This is a genomic window from Prolixibacter sp. SD074 (assembly GCF_009617895.1).
In the GTDB taxonomy this organism is placed as follows: domain Bacteria; phylum Bacteroidota; class Bacteroidia; order Bacteroidales; family Prolixibacteraceae; genus Prolixibacter.
Genome location: NZ_BLAW01000001.1, coordinates 1228837 through 1248478 on the forward strand (window position 1 = coordinate 1228837; position 19642 = coordinate 1248478).

Annotated in this window: 15 protein-coding genes; 1 reads left to right on the forward strand and 14 read right to left on the reverse strand. The window is 39.4% G+C overall.

Annotated elements, in window-relative coordinates; translation table 11 throughout:
* Positions 1-112: 112 nt before the first annotated feature.
* The 9 genes from GJU82_RS05440 to GJU82_RS05480 form a co-directional block, all read right to left on the reverse strand.
* Positions 113-589 carry an RpiB/LacA/LacB family sugar-phosphate isomerase gene (locus tag GJU82_RS05440; RefSeq protein WP_153631220.1) on the reverse strand — a complete coding sequence of 159 codons (477 nt, stop codon included), beginning with the start codon at positions 587-589 and terminating at the stop codon, positions 113-115.
* Positions 586-1587 (reverse strand): GRP family sugar transporter, encoded by a 1002-nt coding sequence (locus tag GJU82_RS05445; protein WP_153631221.1) that lies wholly within the window; start codon positions 1585-1587, stop codon positions 586-588. The genes GJU82_RS05440 and GJU82_RS05445 overlap by 4 nt, the downstream gene beginning before the upstream one ends.
* 29 nt (positions 1588-1616) lie before the next feature.
* A complete protein-coding gene (gene rbsK, locus GJU82_RS05450; protein ID WP_153631222.1) occupies positions 1617-2549 on the reverse strand; it encodes a ribokinase in 933 nt (310 codons plus the stop codon).
* A gap of 343 nt (positions 2550-2892) precedes the next feature.
* Positions 2893-3063, reverse strand: a complete 171-nt coding sequence (locus GJU82_RS05455) for a hypothetical protein (protein WP_153631223.1) — start codon at positions 3061-3063, stop codon at positions 2893-2895.
* A 48-nt stretch (positions 3064-3111) separates the two neighbouring features.
* Entirely contained in the window at positions 3112-4515 is a 1404-nt protein-coding gene (locus GJU82_RS05460) for a hypothetical protein (RefSeq protein ID WP_153631224.1), read from the reverse strand.
* Between the two features lie 14 nt (positions 4516-4529).
* Positions 4530-7202, reverse strand: a complete 2673-nt coding sequence (locus GJU82_RS05465; RefSeq protein WP_153631225.1) for a beta-L-arabinofuranosidase domain-containing protein — start codon at positions 7200-7202, stop codon at positions 4530-4532.
* Positions 7203-7420: 218 nt separating this feature from the next.
* Positions 7421-9790 carry a glycoside hydrolase family 95-like protein gene (locus tag GJU82_RS05470; RefSeq protein ID WP_153631226.1) on the reverse strand — a complete coding sequence of 790 codons (2370 nt, stop codon included), beginning with the start codon at positions 9788-9790 and terminating at the stop codon, positions 7421-7423.
* 514 nt (positions 9791-10304) lie between these two features.
* Positions 10305-11876: a RagB/SusD family nutrient uptake outer membrane protein gene (locus tag GJU82_RS05475; protein WP_153631227.1), complete on the reverse strand. Its 1572-nt coding sequence runs from the start codon at positions 11874-11876 to the stop codon at positions 10305-10307.
* An 11-nt stretch (positions 11877-11887) separates the two neighbouring features.
* On the reverse strand, positions 11888-14989 hold the full coding sequence (locus GJU82_RS05480) for a TonB-dependent receptor (RefSeq protein WP_153631228.1): 3102 nt from the start codon (positions 14987-14989) through the stop codon (positions 11888-11890).
* Positions 14990-15252: 263 nt separating this feature from the next.
* On the opposite strand from GJU82_RS05480, the gene GJU82_RS05485 reads away from it, so the two are divergent.
* Positions 15253-16269, forward strand: coding sequence for a LacI family DNA-binding transcriptional regulator (locus tag GJU82_RS05485; protein ID WP_153631229.1), 1017 nt, complete (start codon positions 15253-15255; stop codon positions 16267-16269).
* 142 nt (positions 16270-16411) lie between these two features.
* Here the strand turns inward: GJU82_RS05485 and GJU82_RS05490 are convergent, their stop codons facing one another.
* The 5 genes from GJU82_RS05490 to GJU82_RS05510 all read right to left on the reverse strand — a co-directional run bounded on the left by GJU82_RS05490 (position 16412) and on the right by GJU82_RS05510 (position 19616).
* Positions 16412-17452: a DMT family transporter gene (locus GJU82_RS05490; RefSeq protein ID WP_228488579.1), complete on the reverse strand. Its 1041-nt coding sequence runs from the start codon at positions 17450-17452 to the stop codon at positions 16412-16414.
* 582 nt (positions 17453-18034) lie between these two features.
* Positions 18035-18397 (reverse strand): heavy-metal-associated domain-containing protein, encoded by a 363-nt coding sequence (locus GJU82_RS05495; protein ID WP_153631230.1) that lies wholly within the window; start codon positions 18395-18397, stop codon positions 18035-18037.
* Positions 18398-18422: 25 nt separating this feature from the next.
* Positions 18423-18677 (reverse strand): SHOCT domain-containing protein, encoded by a 255-nt coding sequence (locus GJU82_RS05500; protein WP_153631231.1) that lies wholly within the window; start codon positions 18675-18677, stop codon positions 18423-18425.
* Positions 18678-18741: 64 nt separating this feature from the next.
* Positions 18742-19128, reverse strand: coding sequence for a DUF302 domain-containing protein (locus tag GJU82_RS05505; protein WP_153631232.1), 387 nt, complete (start codon positions 19126-19128; stop codon positions 18742-18744).
* A 146-nt stretch (positions 19129-19274) separates the two neighbouring features.
* Entirely contained in the window at positions 19275-19616 is a 342-nt protein-coding gene (locus tag GJU82_RS05510) for a P-II family nitrogen regulator (protein ID WP_153631233.1), read from the reverse strand.
* Positions 19617-19642 lie beyond the last annotated feature (26 nt).

Genomic DNA, 19642 nt, shown 5'->3' on the forward strand with positions numbered 1-19642 from the left:
GGGTACTGAAAAAATTTCCCCTCGGATTAACCGGGAGGGAAACTTTAAACACTTTACTAAAAAATGGACACTACCCCTCTCCATTTTATCTTTATAAAATCCAATTCAAATTTCAGACACTGTCCTTTTTGCATAAAGGAATTTTTTTAACCCTCCTGGCATGGCGACCTCGTTCAAATTCAGCATTTAGAAAAGATTCCACGATTGCAATAGTTTCTTCTTCTGAAACAAACCTGGAGGGAATCGCACATATATTTGAGTCGTTATGTTCCCTTGCAAGTTTACTTATTTCGGTATTCCAACACAATGCCGAACGTATATTTTGATGTTTATTTGCTGTAATGTTGATACCCTGTCCGCTACCACAAAATGTTATGCCACATTCGAACTCTTTTTTTCCAATGGCTTCCGCTATTTTATGGGCAAAATCCGGATAGTCACAACTTTTATTGCTGTAACATCCCAAATCTTTATATGGGATACCTGCTTCTTCAAAATAGTTCAATACTGCCATTTTTTTGTTATAACCTGCATGGCCACTGGCAACAGCAACAACTTTCCCACGAAAATTTTTGTTTAAACCACTCATTGGCCAGCATAAATAATAGAAATAATACCTAACACAAAAAGGACAAACATAATGGTCAGTAATCTATTTGTTCCTTTGGGAGCATTCTTAAATTCTTTCCAGATAAATACTCCCCACAATGCAGCAACGAGTGTAGCCCCTTGACCCAATCCGTATGAAATAGCTGCTCCTGCTTTACCGGCTGCAATCAGATTTAAAGAATTTCCAATGCCCCAAATAACTCCGCCAAGGACACCTACTAAATGAATGGACAACTTTCCTTTGAAATATACCTTGTAGTTTGTCGGTTTTCCACTGATTGGCCTTTTCATTAAAACCGAATTGAAAAGGAAATTACTGATAAAAACCCCTAGTGAAAAAATAACAACTGCCGTATATGGAGTCATCATTCCCGCTGCCGGATTGACAAAATTTTCCAGGTCCATTGAGCGTGCCACAAACCTGTAGAAAAAAGACATTAATACTCCTGCCAAAATGGAAACAAGTATTCCTTTAGTACTTACTTTTTGTTTTCCGGAGGAAGCTTTCTTGTAGGCAAAAGCATTGATAATTATTGCTATAGTAACAAGCCCGACACCAAGGAATAGAAACAGCGGATCTCCTTTTTGGGAACCAATGTAATTGATAATGACACCCAAGACAAGTGCCAAACCAATTCCAACCGGGAAAGCAACTGCCATACCTGCAATTGCTATTGCCGTGGAAAGTAATATATTGGCGGCATTAAAAATAACACCACCAAGAAATGCACTGCCAATATTTCCCCACTTTGCCTGACCAAGATCCTCCAGAAATCCCCGACCATTCTCACCCATACTTCCAAGAGTAAAAGCAAAAATGAGTGAAAGTAGCAAGACACCAATAACATAGTCCCAGTAAAATAGCTCATATCGCCAGGTTTTTCCGGCAAGTTTTTGAGTATTTCCCCAGGAACCCCAGCAAAGCATTGTAATAAAACAGAAAACAATTGCCAATGGATAATCACTTACTATAAACATAACAGTTATTTTAGGTTAGTATTTGAAATTTATTTGATATGTAATTCGTCATTCTTCTTTAAAAATTCCTGTATTTCCCTTTCCATCGGGATTGAGGGTTGGGCCCCCATTCGGGTAACACAAATTGCTGATGCAGCAGTGGCAAATTTCAGTATCTCTTCCCAATCTTTTTCCCTGCTTAATTCTGCAGCCAGGGCACCACAAAAGGTGTCACCCGCGGCTGTTGTATCCACAGCATTTACTCTAAAGGCGGGAATTTTTAGCAAATCATTTCCATTTTTAAATAAGCATCCTTTATTGCCCAATGTTAATATTACATTTTGCACTCCCTTTTTTAATAATTTGTTGATAATTGCTTCTTCTCCGATATCTTCAATCTTCTCTTCTGTTAAAACTTCGGCTTCCGTCTCATTAACAATCAATACATCGACCTTTTTTAGAAGATCTATTTCTACTTTTCGAGCAGGGGCAACATTCAATATTATTTTTTTCTTGTATTTGCTGGCAATGTCACAAACTGCTTTTACCGAATCGTAAGGAATCTCCATCTGCAAAACCACCATATCAGCATTTGCAATATCTTTTTCCACCTCATAAATATATTCCGAAGTGAGCTTTTCATTAGCTCCAGGATTTACGACAATACAATTCTCTCCTTTTTCGTCCACTAATATGATCGCCGTTCCCGAAGGGATATCATCAACAATCAACGAAGAAGAAACATCCAGTCCTTCTTTACTATAATATTTAAATGCATTTCGCCCATTTGCATCTCTCCCCAGACAAGTATTAAATTTAACGTCTCCTCCCAATCTATGTGCTGCCACAGCCTGATTAGCACCTTTTCCTCCCATCGTTTGAAAAAAAGTTGTTCCCACGATGGTTTCCCCCGCTGCTGGGAAGCTTTTAACAGTAGCAATCAGATCGGTATTTGAACTGCCTATTACTAATATTTTACCCATGATCTTAAGTTTAATTTTTAAATCAACCTTTGTACGTTTTCCTTTTTCACTGGTAATTTATAATGGCATTCAGTTCCTTTTTCTTTATTGCTTTCGACTGGAAAAGTTTCTGGTATGCCACAAAAGCGGAAACATTCAAATAAATGAGCAATCATTTTTATTTCTTTATACACAATATTGCATAAGCAGAAATCGTATAATTGTTTTAAAATTACTTTAGAGTCTCTTTTCGATTCGAACTGCTAACGCTTCCACCTTTACCGTTAATGATGCTTTTCACCACACTTTTCTTATTCCCGTTCAACCAAAAAATGACGATGTGGTGAATGTCGTTTTCCAATGCCTAAGATGTCTCAATAGCCTGATCGACAACGATCGGCGCATCGTAAAATACATTATAAATGCCAACACCCCAGGCCTGATGTGTTTTAACATGATTAGAAACCTTGTATGAAGCATAGCCATAAGTTTTGCCGTGTTTCCAGGCATCAACCGAAGGCATATCATAAGGCATTTCGCTTTGGTAAAAATAGAAGTGACCATTCTCACCATTCCAAAGTGTTTAATATTCCTGAAAATGTTCGTTAAACAATCCGTAAATCGTAACATTATTGCCATTGACGATTAAACCGTTGGCGCACCCGTTTTTGTCCCAGCCTACTCCGTTTCCATGGTCAGCCCTCCAAATCCATAAATGATCGGCATAAACATCATTACTGTTGATCCCCAAACAATGTGAAGCAGATCCTTCGTGTGGGCCGCTGACCCTGAAAAACACGTCAAATATATAGCTGGGATTTGCCGCATGATTCTTTTTCGATCCTGGCTTTCCAACCTGCATAAGCGTTTCGGAAGGGTTGATGTTTGCATCAATAAGTAAACCGGCAACAGTTATTCCATCAGCGTCGGAAACTTCAATCGCCTTGTTCCCGTTTTCAGGTACCAGTGTTGCCATTCCAATTCCCATGATGACTGCTGTTCCGGGGCGGGTAATTTTCAGGCTTTCGTCTAATGAATAAATTCCTGGCGTTAAAAGAATGTTCTTCCCTTTACCCAGCGTCTGGTTAATTAATTTGGCATTATTCGTACCAGGTTTGGCAACATAAAAATCATCGATTGACACCGTCTTCTCTTTGTTGGTCTGCTCGTTCCAGTCTGTTCCCGATGAATTCTTCTTCAAGGCAGGTATTTTCAAATAAAATTTTTCTCCTGAATAAATCAAGTACGGTTTTTCCCGTACTTCGGGTGTTTGTTTGATGGTCGTGACCGGTTTTTCGGGCCAATGTTCTTTGGGTGCGTTGACCACTCCAGTATAAACCATGTTCCAGACGCCGCCATCCCATTTTTTAGCGATAGAATTTCGTGTAAACCATTGCTGTTGTGCGCCGAAAAATACAGTCCCGTCGATTTTACAATCGCCCATAAAACCGCCGATGGAATAACCCTCGAACAATTTCAGATTTTCTTTCACATAAATCCGACGTAACGGCGCAGCCTGAGAAATAGCCCAGGTGTTGGTGGAATCGGCAGCAAGCACGATTGTCAAATTTTCGGCTGCCCGCCAAAAGTTACAAAGTACATGTCCATCGCGATTCGATACCGACCTGACCGCTTCGTCGATCACTACATATTCCTGAGAATTACCCAGGCTCAGAATGTGCATGTAGTATCCAACTTTAATATCCAGCTTATAAGTTCCCGGTTTAAAAAGCAAGGCATATCGGTTTTCAGAAAACTCATTCGCCGGATAGAGCTGACCGGCATAAATTGAATCAATTAATGTTTGAATTTCGTGCATATCCATAGCAGGATCAAACACAAATGTGTTTTTGCCAAATAAAGTCTGATCGTACCTGGCTGTAATCGCTTTTACACGTTCGGACAATGGCTTTGTGGTTTGCGAAAATCCAATCCGGATACGGAGAAATAGAATCAAAATACTTATCAAAGAATATTTAATGTTCATTCGGGTTAGCAGTTTTATTTATTTTCATTCAGTGGTAGCCATACTTTTACATCTCCACCAGTCTGACCTGCGTCAGCAAATGGAACCAATAACAGTTTCTCGTTTGTCTCTTCCTTTTTTGAATCGGGAAAGCGTACAATGTAAACTTGTTTCCCGATCCATACTTTGGGCAATAACCCGGTGCAATTTGCAGCTTCCGGTTCTTCAGCAAGAAGTTTCTCCTTTGCTCCCAGAGAAAACTCCTTTGGCAGATCAGGATTTAAAGACGAATCAAAAGCCAGAACCTGCGGTCCTCTTTGAAATGCGATTTGACCGGGATAGCTTTTGCCGCCATTTAAAACCTGACCCGGAATTTTGAAAGAAACTTTTATTTTGTCGCCTGATTTCCAAACACGTTTTATTTCCAGATACTGGTTGGCCGTTCCAGGATATTCTTTTCCGTTGACTTCGGCTATAAAAGAACTACTCCAGGATGGAACCCGCAATGCGAATGTGAAAAGACAAGTCTGAGAAGGATTTAGTGTGATCGTTTCACTTCCGGTTTCAGGAAAACTGCTTTCAATTTTTACGGATAGGTTGATATCCTTTTTATCGGCAGTGGTGATATTTTCCTTGTAGATTGCCGGACCAAACAGCATCAAGGTTGGAATATTATTTACATTACCGATAGTTGAGTAAGGTATGAGTGCAATTCCTCTGGGAACACTTGAAGTACAACAGGAAATGCCACAGGAATATGGTTTTTTGCCCATCAACGGAGTATAGTAACTTACACATCCGGATTCAGGATTTTCAGCTCCAAATAGTTGATTGTAAATGGATTTTTCAATTTGCTCCATGTATTTTAAGTCGCCGGTAATAGCCAGCAAACGTTGGTTTAACTGAATCCAGGTTACGGTAACACATCCTTCACCGATATGATCCGTATCCGCCGCAGGCAATACATTATCCCCCTGAAAATGCTCAAAAGAACTGGTCGTTCCGGTAATATACAATCGGTTGGAAACGATATCCTGCCAAGCTATTAAAACCGGTTTCAAGAGCTTGGGATCTCCTGTAACCCGGTACAAATTTGCCAGACCAAGTAAATTCGAAAGCATTTCATAGGCTTTGCCATTGGCCACTTTATTCACCTGACCGGTTTCAAGCAAAGAACTGATAATCTTTGGGCCGTTTTTTTGTTCCCACGCTTCAAGAATATAATAGCAAAAATCCAGGTACTTCTTTTGTCCGGTATATTTATACAATTCTACCATTGGGTCCAAAACGCTGGTGGCGGCCATGCCGACATGTTCGCCTGACAAAATAATATCCCGCTGCCCGGATTTGTTTCCAAAAGTAGTACAAAGCAAATCGCCCATTCTTTTACAGGCATCCAAAGCAGGCTGATAACCTGTGGTGGTATAATAGGCAAGCAATCCGTACAAATTGTACTTATGCGACCAGACATCCCAGCTTGTCCAGTAATCTTCAGGAGAATACGTTCCCAGGTAGCCATCCTTCAATTGAGCGTTCACCAATTCGTACATCATCCGGTCCATTTGCTTTTTAAGCCTCGGATCATGCGTGTTTTTCCAGACATTACAAGCCGCTTCCAAATATTTGCCGACATGCTCGCCAATCCAGGGATGACTTCCCGGTCGTTGCAAATACCCACTCATGATTCCGTTTTCATCTACTTTTAAAAGGCGTTCTTCCAGATTTTGAGAAGAACGTTCTCCGAGATAACCCTGCAAAATTTGATTCTGAAAAGGAATGGAAGTATATACATCCTTAATTTTATCCTCTATCACTACCTTGGGTTCTGCGGCAACTTTGATTTCAATATTTTTATTGGCCAAATAAACCTGCTCGTTGTTGATCGTATCCGAACTCCCGCTTTCTGCAATTCCAAAGCTGACTTTAAAAATATCTGCATTTCCCGGTTTATAATCCTGAAAAGTTATGTCTGTTTCAGCACCCTTTTCAGGCTTCATTTCTACTTGCTTTTTTTCAGAATACACTTCTTTCCCCAATTTATCTTTTATTGAATAGTTCACTGTACCAACGAAGGCGTTATTGCTGTTGTTTGTGAACTGAATTTTTGTGATAAATCCGTTGTTTCCGGTTTCAGAAATGGAATGTCGAACGGAGATATAATCCGTCCACTGAACCGGGCCAATACTATAGGGTCCCTGGTACATGCCTATTCCTCCGTTATCGAGACTGAAAACCCTCACCGCTATTAAATTCTCTTTATCCCATTGTATTTCATTTCCGGAAATAATATATTCCCTTTCCACATCCCATTTAGTTTTATAATCAGGAGGTAAAGAACCGGTTTGCCCAATCAGTTTGCCATTAAAAAAGGTTTGATCCACATCGTCAATCTTGCCGAGACAAAGTTTCATTTCTTTCCCATTTTCTACGGCACTTTTCATACTTGAAGGAATAACTATTTTTACTCGATACCAGGCGTAAACATTGTCTTTTAATTCTTTTGTCGACCAGCTTGCACCTGTTTGCATGTTATCCCAGCCGGAATCATCAAAAGCAGGACTTGCCCATTCAATATTGTCTCCCAGCTTAAACTTCCAATGGTTGGGTAAATGTGCAGTTTGTGATTGCGCGGGATAAAAAAAGATTATCGGGAAGAAAACAAACAAGCAATATTGTTTTAGTTTTTGAGTAATGAGTATAGATTTCATATTTCAGTTATTTCGTTGTTAATTTACTAATTCAAAACTGTCCTTCAGCCGAATATCCCTTGATGATGCCCCGATCATTAAATCGAATTTCCCGGGTTCGGCCACTATTTGTAAATTTTTGATTGTAATTGCTAATATTTCAGGGCGTCCTGACAATAATACCTGTTAATATAATCATTAATCTGTTGTTCATAAAATAGGCAATGTTTTTGTAACATCTACCTTTTGTCCGTTATTAAATACGTTCGCCCAGCTAGTGTAGCAAACGATATGGAATTTTTTGACTTGTCTGCTTTTATTTCAGTTCTTTTATTCCCATTGTAAACACTAATATATGTCCAATTTTCAGGGACTTTTATCACGCATACATTTCCATTTCGAGACAGTATTTCGATATTTTGTGTTTTTCCATTTTCCCATGTTGCCGATACCCTAAAGCCTTTGTTTGCCTGAAGATTTCTAAAAAGCAAAGGCTTTTGAACAAACGCTGGCATTATGCATGGAAATACCTGCAGCGTATCGTTGAACGACTGCAACAACATTTCGTTTATACTAACATTGAGCATACCATACGGCATGAGAAAGTATCCTGCGCCTTTTCCCTGTCCAAATTCGCTAAAGGTATTGTACTCGGCAGAATCGAGCCTATCCCTGATATTTATTTTGCTTTTTGTTAAAAGCCATTCGAGTTCTTCGGGCATTTTTAACCGTGCAACAACATCATAAAGTTGCAGGTTGTAATTAAAATTCCAGCCAAGTAAGTCTTTATTCTTAATTACCCGGTATGTATTAAAGACTTTAGTTGTATCCATATTGTCAAGAAATGTTGGGTAAACGCAATTAAATTGTGCACATGCAGCCACCTCACGTTTTGGGAAAGGATCTGGGTTGTATGCAAGTGAATCGGTACGGTTTCGGTAGGTTAGGTAAAACGAATCGGTTTGCGGAAGTATTAAACGGGAATTACAGTCTTCCCATTTTGCCCTCAATTTGGTATCGACATTCATTTTTTTTGCTAAGCCAGCAGTAGTTTCCAGTGTCCATTTGGCAGGCGCTACGGCATCAATTACATCATCGCTTTCGCCCCAATGGTAGTTTATACCATATTTAAAAACCGGTTCATCATAAGTGTGTACTTCCCAATCCTTGTTGTTGTATCTTTCCCTTGTCCAAAAGCCATACGAACCGCCTTCATTATTGGCGAACCCGGACCAAAAGTTACAAAAGGATTTTAGCTGCGGGTACAATATGTTGTTGAGAAAAGTTGTATCGCCGGTTACACTGAAGTATTCGTGCATGAGATAAGCATAATTGCCCGATGAACTGCACACCATAGTACCCCATGGGTTAGGCCCGAAAGAATAATTTAACTGGTTCCCATAGTTCCCCGAATCGGTAGGCATGGTTTTGCGAAAATGTTTAAAGACGTTTAATACATAATCTTCACGTCCGGTTTGCATTAAAAAGTCATAAACAGGTACATTGTCCATTCCCCAACCAAAGCCGGTATATGAACTGCTTGTTAACATCGATACACAGGGATAATAATCACCATATCTGAGATTCCCTGCTATAATCAGGGCCGAACGGTAATATAACTTGCATAAATCTTTCCAGGGAAGCAGCACATAAGAACGATTCCAGAATTCGTGTACACTATTGCAATGATCCTTGAACACTTTATCGTAATTCGTTTTTACCAAACGGTCTACTTCTTTAGTGTTGGCAAGTACTGGGTCACTTGCGTTTTTTGAGGTAACAATCCCCTGGTAGATTGTAAATGAGCTTGAATCACCGGGATTTAAGGGCGAATTAACAGTTATCTTACCTGTTTCGTTGGCTGTGTATGTACGGATACCAGAAACTTCGAGGTAAACCGAAAGTTCGTGCAACAGCCAGTCTTCCTTTAAGTGCAAAGCTAAACCCTTCCCTGCTTTGGTGAAGTTAAACCTTTGTCCGTGATAAGATACAATAGGTTCTGCAACACAACCGGCATTTACGTGCTTCCTGGATATATTCTTTATTTTATAATGGAAAACAGCAACACGGTTATTGGCCCAAGATGCGTAACTCGTAATTTGAACCTGCAGCTGCTGTTTATAGGTAAATTCCGTTATACAACAATTGTTCCACAAGTTCATGCGTTGTTTATAGTTGGTAATGGCGGTATCATTTGCCTCAAAAACATTGTCGATGGTAGGGAAAATAGAATTACGGATACTTAATTGTCCGCGTCCATATTCATTTCCGTGCTCATGCCATTTGGATTTAACCCAACTCTCATTGTAATTAATGGTTGGTTGTTGGCTGGTGCCGTAATGGTATAGGGCCGACAGAAGTTCGGAACTTTTATAATTTCCAATACTAACATCTATTGCGTCACGATCAGCAGCTTCAGGGTACTCGAGATTTTTTGAGTCTATTATAAAAGGAAGAGATTGAGCGCCAAGAGCATCTACAAACATACCTAATTGACCATTTCCCACATAATAATTATTGTACCGATTTTGCAAACTTGTTTCTTTCAAAAAACCATTGTGATACATATCGAACTGGTTTAAAATGCCGCTCAAATCTCCCTTGTCCATGTTTTGAACATCGGAATCTGTCCACCATTGTTTTGCTTCAAAACTCAAAGCTGAATCAGGCAGTATTTGGGCATTGACAATGCTTGATAAACAGACAAAAGTCAAAAAAAATTGAATTTTCAAAATACGTGAAATTGAATTGTTCATTCCATAAAGATTTTTTTTGTACTAAAATATTTAATAGTGCAATAATTTTAATTCCGTTTTGATTAGGATGAATTTTTTAGAAATTAAACAATTTAACTAATTCACATTTATCTTGAACAGAACATTCTTTGTTGAAACATCAGTCATCTGTTAAAACCACGAGGCGCTACTACCTATAATAATTGCTGAATGTGGTCAGACAACTTTTCTCTATCAATAATAAATTTGATCGTTCTATATTTGCCGTGTATACTGCTTCGCAGAAGGCATCATAAAAAATTAAGGTACAGGATATTGGATTAAAGAAAAACTAAAGAATCTTTTTGTGGCTGTAACACCACAAAAAGATTCTAATAATTAAGTTTAATTATTCCCAGTTCTTATTTTGTTTTAAAACTCCGGCAGACAGATCAATTTGTGTCTGTGGAATTGGATAGAAATTATCTTTTGGGTACTGAAATCCATTTGGTCCCAAAACGGTTTTTGCCTGCCCGGTACGCACCAGATCAAAGAAATAATCATTCTCGAATGCCAATTCGAAACGACGTTCATCCCAGATCTTTTGTAAGGTAATATTGGCCGTAGTTAGCGGTGTTTCTTTCACGCGTGCCCGAACTAAATTAATAGAATTTACGGCCTCTTGTAAATTCCCCAGATTAAATTCAGCTTCTGCATCAATAAGTATCACATCGGCATATCTGAATAATCTCAGGTTTTGCTCAATTAACCGTTGCCAACCACCAAAACCTTTGTCATCAAGCCTTGACTCATACGCCTTAAAATTAAACCGGCACCTAGCATTTCCTGTTGCATTTGGGTTAGCGGCAACTGAACCGGTTCCCGCCTGAAATACCCCGTTGGGATCAACGATATCACCATCGGGTAAAATCAATCCCTGGAAAGCTACGGATTGCCTGAACCGGATGGTATCATCTGTTCGGGCGGCCCAATCTGTAATTAGTTTATCACTTGGCGCGTTAAAGCCCCATCCATTCAATGTTGTGGCCCACTGGTACTGGCATGCAGAACTATGGTTGGTCCCATAATAGCTGATATTGACGCTCCCGTTTTGCATCTCAAATATTGACTCATCACAATTTTCGTATGGAAGCCTGAACAAGTAGAAGAAGCTACTATCGCCTCTATCAGTAAACAGGCGATAAAAGTTACTGCTAATTACAGCATCGGTAGTTGCTTTTACATCGGCCCAGGACCTTCCGTTAATAGCTTGTCCATCATCTGTGAAATTGGCTCCGCTCGCTTCGTACATTTTTACTTTTGCTAAAAGCGCCAACCCTGCCCAAGATGTAACCCGTCCTTTATTGTTGATGTCCCAAGCTGCTGTTCTGCCATTAGCAATAGTATATTCCAAATCGCTTTCAATAAATTTATAAACATCTGCGAAAGATGATTTAGGTAAATTATAGTTCCCGTCTTCGGGAATACCATCATAAATAACTACTTCACCAAATGTTTTAGCCAAATCAAAATACAACCATGCCCTGATAAATTTAGCTTCTGCTATTAAAGATTTTTTAGTTGCTTCATCCATATCAATATTGGGGATATTGGTAATAGCCTGGTTACAAAAATTAATTACATTGTATCTCCCCCTCCAATTATTTCCAATGTTTATATGGGTAGAGGTGCTTGTGAAATTTGAAAATTGATATACGACAACCTGGTCACTGGCGGCACCGCCTTTAACCGTATTCCCGGAAGCCATTTCGGAAACGCCAAAAGTAGAAGGATCAAAAAAATCCCACCCAGTTAAGCCGCCATAACAAGCATTTACCGCTTTTTGTGCATCGTCTGCATTTTGAAAAAATTGAACTGGCGGTTTTTGGTTGTATGGTGCAAAATCAAGTTCATTATTACAAGAAAATGTAATGATTCCGAAAAAGGAAAAAATGAGTATTTTAAATGTATTATTTTTCATTTTTAGTACTTTTAAAAGTTTAGATTCAAACCAAAACTATAAACGGTAGACAAAGGATATGTTGAGTAATTAACACCACCAAATATAGGACCTCCGGTAACTTCAGGTGAAGTACCAGAATATTTCGTGAACGTGTGAATGTTTTCACCGGATACATATAATCTCAGTTTTTTGATGCCCATCTTAGAAAGAATTTTTGCATTAAAGGTATAACCAAGTTGAATGTTCTTTAACCTGAGATAGCTGCCACTCTCAACAAAAAACGAACTATTTTGAGTGGTATTTGCTAACACGGCAGACGGAAATGTATTGGATGTTCCCTCGCCATGCCACCTGTTATCAAAAAAACGTTTTGTATAGTTTTCGCCTCCGAACCTCTCGATATCTACGGCATTCACTAATTTATTGCCGGCAACGCCTTGTATGGCAATTGCTAAATCAAACCCTTTGTATCCCAAAGAAGCATCAAATCCATAAAAGAATGGAGGATTAGGATTGCCCAAGAATGTTCGGTCCCTATCATCAATAATACCATCTTTGTTAAGGTCTTCAAATATTAAATCTCCAGGAAGAGCGCCTGAAACATGTGGTGTACTGGCTATTTGAGCAGTATTTTGGAAAACTCCAATAGCCTGAAGTCCATATATTTCCCCAACAGGATGGCCAAGTGTGCTATAAGTATAAGTAGCACTATAACCAGATGCTTTTCCATATATACCGGCTGCACTGGCAGCGCTAAGCGCTGTTACTTTATTTTGGTTGTAGGAAAAATTACCATTTAAACTATAACTAAAATCTCTTTTATGGTCAGCCCATCCTAATGTAATTTCTAATCCGGAATTATTGATAGTAGCATTGTTTCCCCAAACTCCGCTTGTATTTAACCCTGTGCTGGGGAGGGCGCTGATTGGGAATATAGCATCCTTGGTATCACGACTATAATAATCTGCCGTTACAGAAAGACGGTTTTGAATTAATCTCACATCAACACCTGCATCAAATTCGCTTACAGTTTCCCATTTTAAATTTGGATTAGCCAATTGGTTGATGGTAGCAATGGGAGAAACATCTGCAGTGGTACCGTTGTTTTGATTCGGTCCAAAAATAACTGCCCCATAATTATCTGTGAAGAGTGTCGGTACATAAATGTTTGATGGAATTATTCCATTCCCTATTAACCCCCAACTGGCACGGACTTTCAAAAAATCAATTTTTGATTTTTTCATAAATTCCTCAGAAGAAACTATCCACGCACCACCTACAGATGGGAATAAAGCGCTGCGGTTATTTTTAGGAAATTTGGTTGAAATATCATTCCTCAAAGTGGCGTTAAATAAATATTTGCCTTTATAGTCATAGTTAATACGGCCAAAATAGGAGTTGGCAACTGTCTTATCACCCCCATCAGAACTGGTAGTTGTGTATTTATCAGTTCTTCCGGGATAGCTCAAAAACAGATAACTGGAACTAATTTCGGGCAAATTCTGAAGTCCGCTGGCAGTTGCATTAAGGTTGTTGATTTGTTGCTCCTGATAAGACATACCACCCAATAGTTTCAAATGATGATCTTCGGCAATTGTCATGGAATAGGTTACTGTATTATCCCAGTTGATATTTAAATTTTGGCCCCGGGTTTTGGTAAGAATATTTTGTTGCTGTGATTGATAAACAGAAACTTTATAAAGAGGAGAATATTTAATATAATTTACTTCTCCGGGATTTAAAGAAATACTGCTTTTTAAGGTTAAGTTTTTTAAAAGATCGAGTTCTGCATATCCGTTTAAAATAGCATTGAGCGCTGTTTGAAAAGAATTTTTGTCGTAGTAATGTGCTGCAGCTAAATTTATGACATTTTTAATGGAGGTCGGGTCAGTCCAGTTTCCATTTGCATCCTTTGGTTGAAAAATAGGTAATACCCTTTGTACTGAAGCCATGGAATTAGCTTGCGGGTTCGATTTAGCAGAAGATAATATTGTTGAAAATCCAACCCTGAGTTTGTCATTGATCGAAACATCATATTTTGCCCTGAATCCGATTCTGGAATAATGATCGTCTTTTATTAAACCGTCATCCTTCAAATGACTAAATCCAATACTGTATTTTGCGGAGCTTGTACCTCCCAAAATGGTCAGGTCCTGCGAATTGGTCACAATGTTATTATTAAGAATGTCATCATAGTAATTATGGGAAGAATACTTTGAAGGATCCAATTGACCGGAAGTAAGTCCCCGGTACTGAAGCGCTTCATTATACATTTGAATGTATTCCGGACCGTTAGCTATGTCAACTATATTGGCGGCCTTTTTTATACCGACATAAGAATTAAATGAGATAGTAGGTTTGGAATCAGTGCCTTTTTTAGTTGTAATTAAAATTACGCCACCAGCGGCGCGAACACCATAAATAGCAGCGGAGGATGCATCTTTCAAAACGGTCACATTTTCGATATCGCCGGGCGCCAAGAACGAGATATTTGGTACAATTACTTCATCTACCACATATAACGGACCTGAGCCATCAGTTACAGTACCCAAGCCTCTAAGCCGAACCTGAGGACTGCTGCCCGGGGTTCCATTGTTGGTTATTTGAAGCCCGGCCACTTTTCCCTGCAATGCCTGTGTAACATTTTGCACTGTCTGACTGTTAATTTTGTCGGCTTCTACAGAAGCAACAGACCCAACTAAATCTTTTTTTCTCGAAGATCCATAACCAATTGCTACGACCTCCTCAATACCAACAGACTTATCAACAAGCGTCACATCAATAATTGTTTGATTTCCGACTTTAATTTCCTGAGATTTCATCCCTACAAATGAAAAAACCAATGTCGTTTTGTCAGGTAAATCAGCAATAGAATATTTGCCATCGGAATCAGTGATCGTACCATGCGTAGTACCTTTAACCACAATTGTCACACCAGGCAGCGGTGCTCCTGACGAATCGGTGACCTTTCCTGTTACCCTTCCCTCTTGTTGAGCGGATGAAATCACTGGGACAAGAATCAAAATTAAAATGAAAGCGTTAAAATGCAGGAGCCACAAAATTTTCTGCAAAGCCAAAGGTATCCCAACCAAGCGGCTTATTGCTCCCGTGTTAGTTTGATTTTTATTCATGATTGAATCATTTAAGTGATTAGTTTCAGACTATTCGAAGCAAACTTAGAGAATAAAAATTATTTGCACAAACGTTTGTGCATTATTTTTTAAGTTTTATGTCATGAGAAAATTTGAATTAACCGGGTCAAATCCTCTAAGCACCCCGTATCAATGCATCCTTTAATACTTTTATCGATTTTAATATTTTTTAAATAAATGAAAGTTTTCTTTAAGGAAATGAATTTTATATCTATATTTGTATAAACGTTTGTGCAAATAGAATGACTAAACAAAAAGTAAATATTACAGACATTGCTGACAAGACAGGACTCTCTGTTACAACTGTTTCAAGAGTATTAAGTGGTAAAGCTGAAAAATACAGAATTGGAGAAAAATCTCAGAAAAAGATACGAGAAGCGGCAAAAGAGTTAAATTATATACCAAATCATTTTGCTGCAAATTTGAGGTCTGGTCGTAGTGAAACGATTGCCTTAATAGTACCTTCTCTAAATAATCCATTCTTCGCTGGGATTGCCAGTGAAATAAATGCAGAGGTGCGAAAGTTCGGTTACATCACGATTATTGGCGATAGTGATGAAAATCTGGAAATCGAAAAAACCGAATTGCAGCAGATGATGGCAAGAAATATTGAAGGATTAGTGATTGTACCTTGTGGTAATCAGTCGGATCATATTAAATCATTATATGATCAAGGACTTCCAATTGTCTGTATTGACAGGTATTTTGAAGACCTTGATATGCCATACGTTTCTACTGATAATTACGATGGTGCTTTCTCCGCAACTAAACACCTGATAGAGAATGGTCATAAAACGATTGCTTGTATTCAAGGTGTTGAAGAATCTACCCCAAATAGACTCAGGGTCAAGGGATTTATTGATGCCATGCAGGAATCTGGTTTGAATAGCTTTAATGTTGTTGGTGATGATTTCACAATTCAAAACGGTTATCTGGAAACTAAACTCTTACTCCAGCAAAGAGAAAAACCAACTGCGATATTCACGCTGAGTAATATGATTGCATTGGGATGTATGAATGCATTGTTGGAAGAAAATGTTCGTATTCCGGATGAGATTTCATTAATAACATTTGATGATCACCCTTATCTTGATTATTTATCTACGCCGCTTTCATGTATTGCCCAACCAGTTAGTAGTATCAGTAAAATTGCGATAAAATTACTCTTGTCAAAACTCAACAATAAGGATATTAAGACCGACCAGATTCTCCTTAAACCCAGTATGAAATTAAAAAAGTCTGTTAAAAGGATTAATTAAGTGCCTTTAATCCAATACTCGTTAAATAATTAAGCGGCAATTGTGCCATAATATATAAGTTCATTGATATGATTTCGATTTTTAGCAGAGTATGAATTTAAAGAAAATCAGCAGACCCTATGGTAAAGACAACAACCGTTTTTTATTCATGTTTATGCCTATGATGCAAATCCGGATAATGCGGATGGGTGTGCGTTAAAGATTGATGAGTATGCATATGAGAATGTCCTTTCGCCGGATTTATGCTCTCATCGTCATGGCTATGGTCGTGGTGTTCGTCGTTATGTTTATGATAATGGATATGTTCAAGCATCTCATGTGTGTGTTGATGTTTGTGTGAAATCATATTGATCACAACAACGGCAAGAATTAAAAGCAAAAGGGAAATTACATGTGTCCAGTGAAAACTATCCTGAAAAAAGATATATGATAAAATCACGCCCCATAAAGGTGCTGTCGCGAATAATATTTGCCCCCTTGTTGCACCAATGTTTTGTGCTGAGATCACATAAAGTACAATACTAAATCCATAAGAAAAACCGCCGACAATCAGCGCTGCGGCAACAATATTAAATGCAATAGAAGACGCAGATATTGAAACGCCGATTGCCAGGTTGACAATGCCTGCCATTAATCCTTTAACAAAAGTTACCGCCTGAGGGGTAGCTCCATCGGTTAGTGCCGTAAGGTGGTTATCGATCCCCCAACAAAAACAAGCAGCTGTTATTAATAAAGCTGAAGTTAGTCCGCTTACACCTTCGCCAAATGATGTTGCAACTCCGGCAAAAACCGTTAGAATCACTCCTATCCACGTAAATTTATCAAGGCTGTCCTTAAAAAACAGAACACCTAAAACAGCCGTAGCAACAAGTTCCATATTTAACCAAATTGAAACAGAGGCCGCATTGGCTGCCCGCAAACCAACCAATAATAATAATGGGCCCAACAATCCGCCGAACAATATAATCCCGGATGTTCTTACTAAATTACTTTTACTGAAAAGCAGTTTAATCTGGCCCCCCGTTTTCATTATCGATGGAATCATTGCAATTCCTGCACCCAGGTACAACAAACCAGCTAACTGAAAAGAGTTTAAATGGGCCAAAAGTAGTTTACTAAATGGCGTTGCAACCCCAAATAGGAACCCCGAAAGTAATCCTGCTATTATTGCCGTCTTTTTCACCTGTCATTTAATCATGTTGCAACCTCCACCACCTTTCCACGGCTGTTGCCAACTAGTTTGTACCAACATGGTTGTTACACCCCAATAATGGGATGTATTGTGCTGGGTCTTCGAAAAGCTCAGCCATCGTAAATAAACAAATTAATTTTCATTTAAATACTTCGGCGTTTGGGAGATGAGACGAAATGGAGAATCGCGTCGATAGACCTTACACGCTGACAGGTTTGCCTGCTGTTCTTATGCCACTGTCAGGGTTTTCAACCACTGACGGGGCGGTCGGCTACCCTGTCGGTGGTCGGAGGCACCTTAACAGAGCCGTGTAAAATTCTGTGCCGCCTTCTTTCCTTCGCTGCTGATACTGACCGGAAGGCTGCCTGGATCGCCCAACCGGACGATCTTACGATCTGCCGGTGAACTGTTCATAACATACACCATGCCATAGGCAAGGGCCCGGAACCACGTAGCATCATGTTTCCACAGTTAGAAAAAAAGAGGGTGTCCTAAAAGTTGAATTGGAAAATTAACACTTTTCCAATTCAACTTTTAGGACACCCTCACTACAATTATCAAGAATAAAAATCGTTATTTTTTCTTATCAGGATACATAGCCCGATCGTATTTGCAGCAACCGGGAAGTCCGGCGTAAACCGAATCGGATGCCTTATCGAACTGGGTATCGTGCCCCACTTTGGCAATCGCTTTACTAATGCTCTTCTCATTGGTTTTCGAAGGATTGTATGTCACCGCCAGCATCTCCGTTTTCATGTTCCAATCGGCTTTGGCTACTCCATTAACACTCTTCGCAGCGCCTTCGATGCGTGCCTTACAGGAACCACATTTCCCGTATACTTTAAACGTGTCGGTTTTCTGCGCGTTGTCGGCAAACAAAGACTGCGCACCAATCATTAAAATTCCAAAAATCAACGTTACTACTGCTTTTTTCATGTGTCTGCTTTTAAATAAATAACTATTATTGTAAGTCTTTCTTTTTTTGTTCAAACTCCTCCTTATCGATTTCTCCACGTGCATAACGCTCCTTCAGGATATCAACCGGTGATTTTCCATCCTGTGAAGCAGCGGGAGAATGAGGATAATGATAGGGCTGATGCGTTCCGGTTGCCCGGATTAACAGCCAAACAAGGCCAATGATGAACAGCAGGCCGATGATCCAGCCCCAACCCATTCCAAAGCCCATTCCGTACATATTTCCAAATCCGTGCATCATGATAAACCTCCATTTCTTATTCGTTAATAACTTCTAAACTGTCATTATCTTGAAGAAAACTTTCCTAAAGCGAAGCAACCACCCTTTCCAGTTTTCTTAAAATATCCGTTGAAATACAGAATAAATCGTCGTTCTCAACTGCCTGCATCGAAGCGACCGGATTAACTGCCGCCACTTCAATTTCTCCGCTTTCCAGCTCCTGAACCACCACGTTACAGGGCAGCATGGTCCCGATTTTGTCTTCCGATTCCAATGCCTGATAGGCAAACGGCGGATTACAGGCCCCCAGAATTTTGTATTTCCGGAAATCGACATCCAGTTTTTCTTTCAGCTTCTGCTGCATATCAATCTCAGTCAACACGCCAAAACCTTCTTTCTGCAAAGCTTCCGTAACCTTACCGATTACCTCGCCGAAGCTGCCATTTAGTTTTTTATCGATATAATATTTCATTGTTGCGTTTTTTTCATTTCAACTTCAGACGATAAAGTTATCGAGTAGCTGCTGTTAATGTGTTACATAATTCATCGAATGTTTTATATCATTTTAGGAATTAACACACTTTAGCATTTAAATTTCAGGTCTTCCAACGTGGTTATCTATATCGCCGAGATTCCGTTCTCATCGGTTCTCACTTTGTATACCTCTTCTACCGGCGAAACAATCACCATTCCATCTCCCCGGTAACCGGTCCGGCCATTCTTTCGAATAAGCTCCACCATCTCAGATACGCGTTCTTTTTCGACCAGGATTTCCAGTTTGACCACGCGATAGGCTTCAGCAAAAGGGTATTTACTGCTGATATGCTCATGTTCCTGGTCGGCATATCGGCCGGTTCCTTCACACTCCATCATCGTCATGCTGTGGAAACCGTTCTTCTCCAATGCGTGATAAACTTCTTCCATTTTCCGGTAGCGGATATATGCTTTGACAAGTCTCATAATTTCATGCTTTTACTTTGAGAATG

Bases quoted from the DNA above. Each gene is read 5' to 3' on its own strand.
- GJU82_RS05440 (WP_153631220.1), bottom strand. From the start codon at position 589: ATGAGTGGTTTAAACAAAAATTTTCGTGGGAAAGTTGTTGCTGTTGCC.
- GJU82_RS05445 (WP_153631221.1), bottom strand. From the start codon at position 1,587: ATGTTTATAGTAAGTGATTATCCATTGGCAATTGTTTTCTGTTTTATT.
- rbsK (WP_153631222.1), bottom strand. From the start codon at position 2,549: ATGGGTAAAATATTAGTAATAGGCAGTTCAAATACCGATCTGATTGCT.
- GJU82_RS05455 (WP_153631223.1), bottom strand. From the start codon at position 3,063: ATGCCTTATGATATGCCTTCGGTTGATGCCTGGAAACACGGCAAAACT.
- GJU82_RS05460 (WP_153631224.1), bottom strand. From the start codon at position 4,515: ATGAACATTAAATATTCTTTGATAAGTATTTTGATTCTATTTCTCCGT.
- GJU82_RS05465 (WP_153631225.1), bottom strand. From the start codon at position 7,202: ATGAAATCTATACTCATTACTCAAAAACTAAAACAATATTGCTTGTTT.
- GJU82_RS05470 (WP_153631226.1), bottom strand. From the start codon at position 9,790: ATGGACAAGGGAGATTTGAGCGGCATTTTAAACCAGTTCGATATGTAT.
- GJU82_RS05475 (WP_153631227.1), bottom strand. From the start codon at position 11,876: ATGAAAAATAATACATTTAAAATACTCATTTTTTCCTTTTTCGGAATC.
- GJU82_RS05480 (WP_153631228.1), bottom strand. From the start codon at position 14,989: ATGAATAAAAATCAAACTAACACGGGAGCAATAAGCCGCTTGGTTGGG.
- GJU82_RS05485 (WP_153631229.1), top strand. From the start codon at position 15,253: ATGACTAAACAAAAAGTAAATATTACAGACATTGCTGACAAGACAGGA.
- GJU82_RS05495 (WP_153631230.1), bottom strand. From the start codon at position 18,397: ATGAAAAAAGCAGTAGTAACGTTGATTTTTGGAATTTTAATGATTGGT.
- GJU82_RS05500 (WP_153631231.1), bottom strand. From the start codon at position 18,677: ATGATGCACGGATTTGGAAATATGTACGGAATGGGCTTTGGAATGGGT.
- GJU82_RS05505 (WP_153631232.1), bottom strand. From the start codon at position 19,128: ATGAAATATTATATCGATAAAAAACTAAATGGCAGCTTCGGCGAGGTA.
- GJU82_RS05510 (WP_153631233.1), bottom strand. From the start codon at position 19,616: ATGAGACTTGTCAAAGCATATATCCGCTACCGGAAAATGGAAGAAGTT.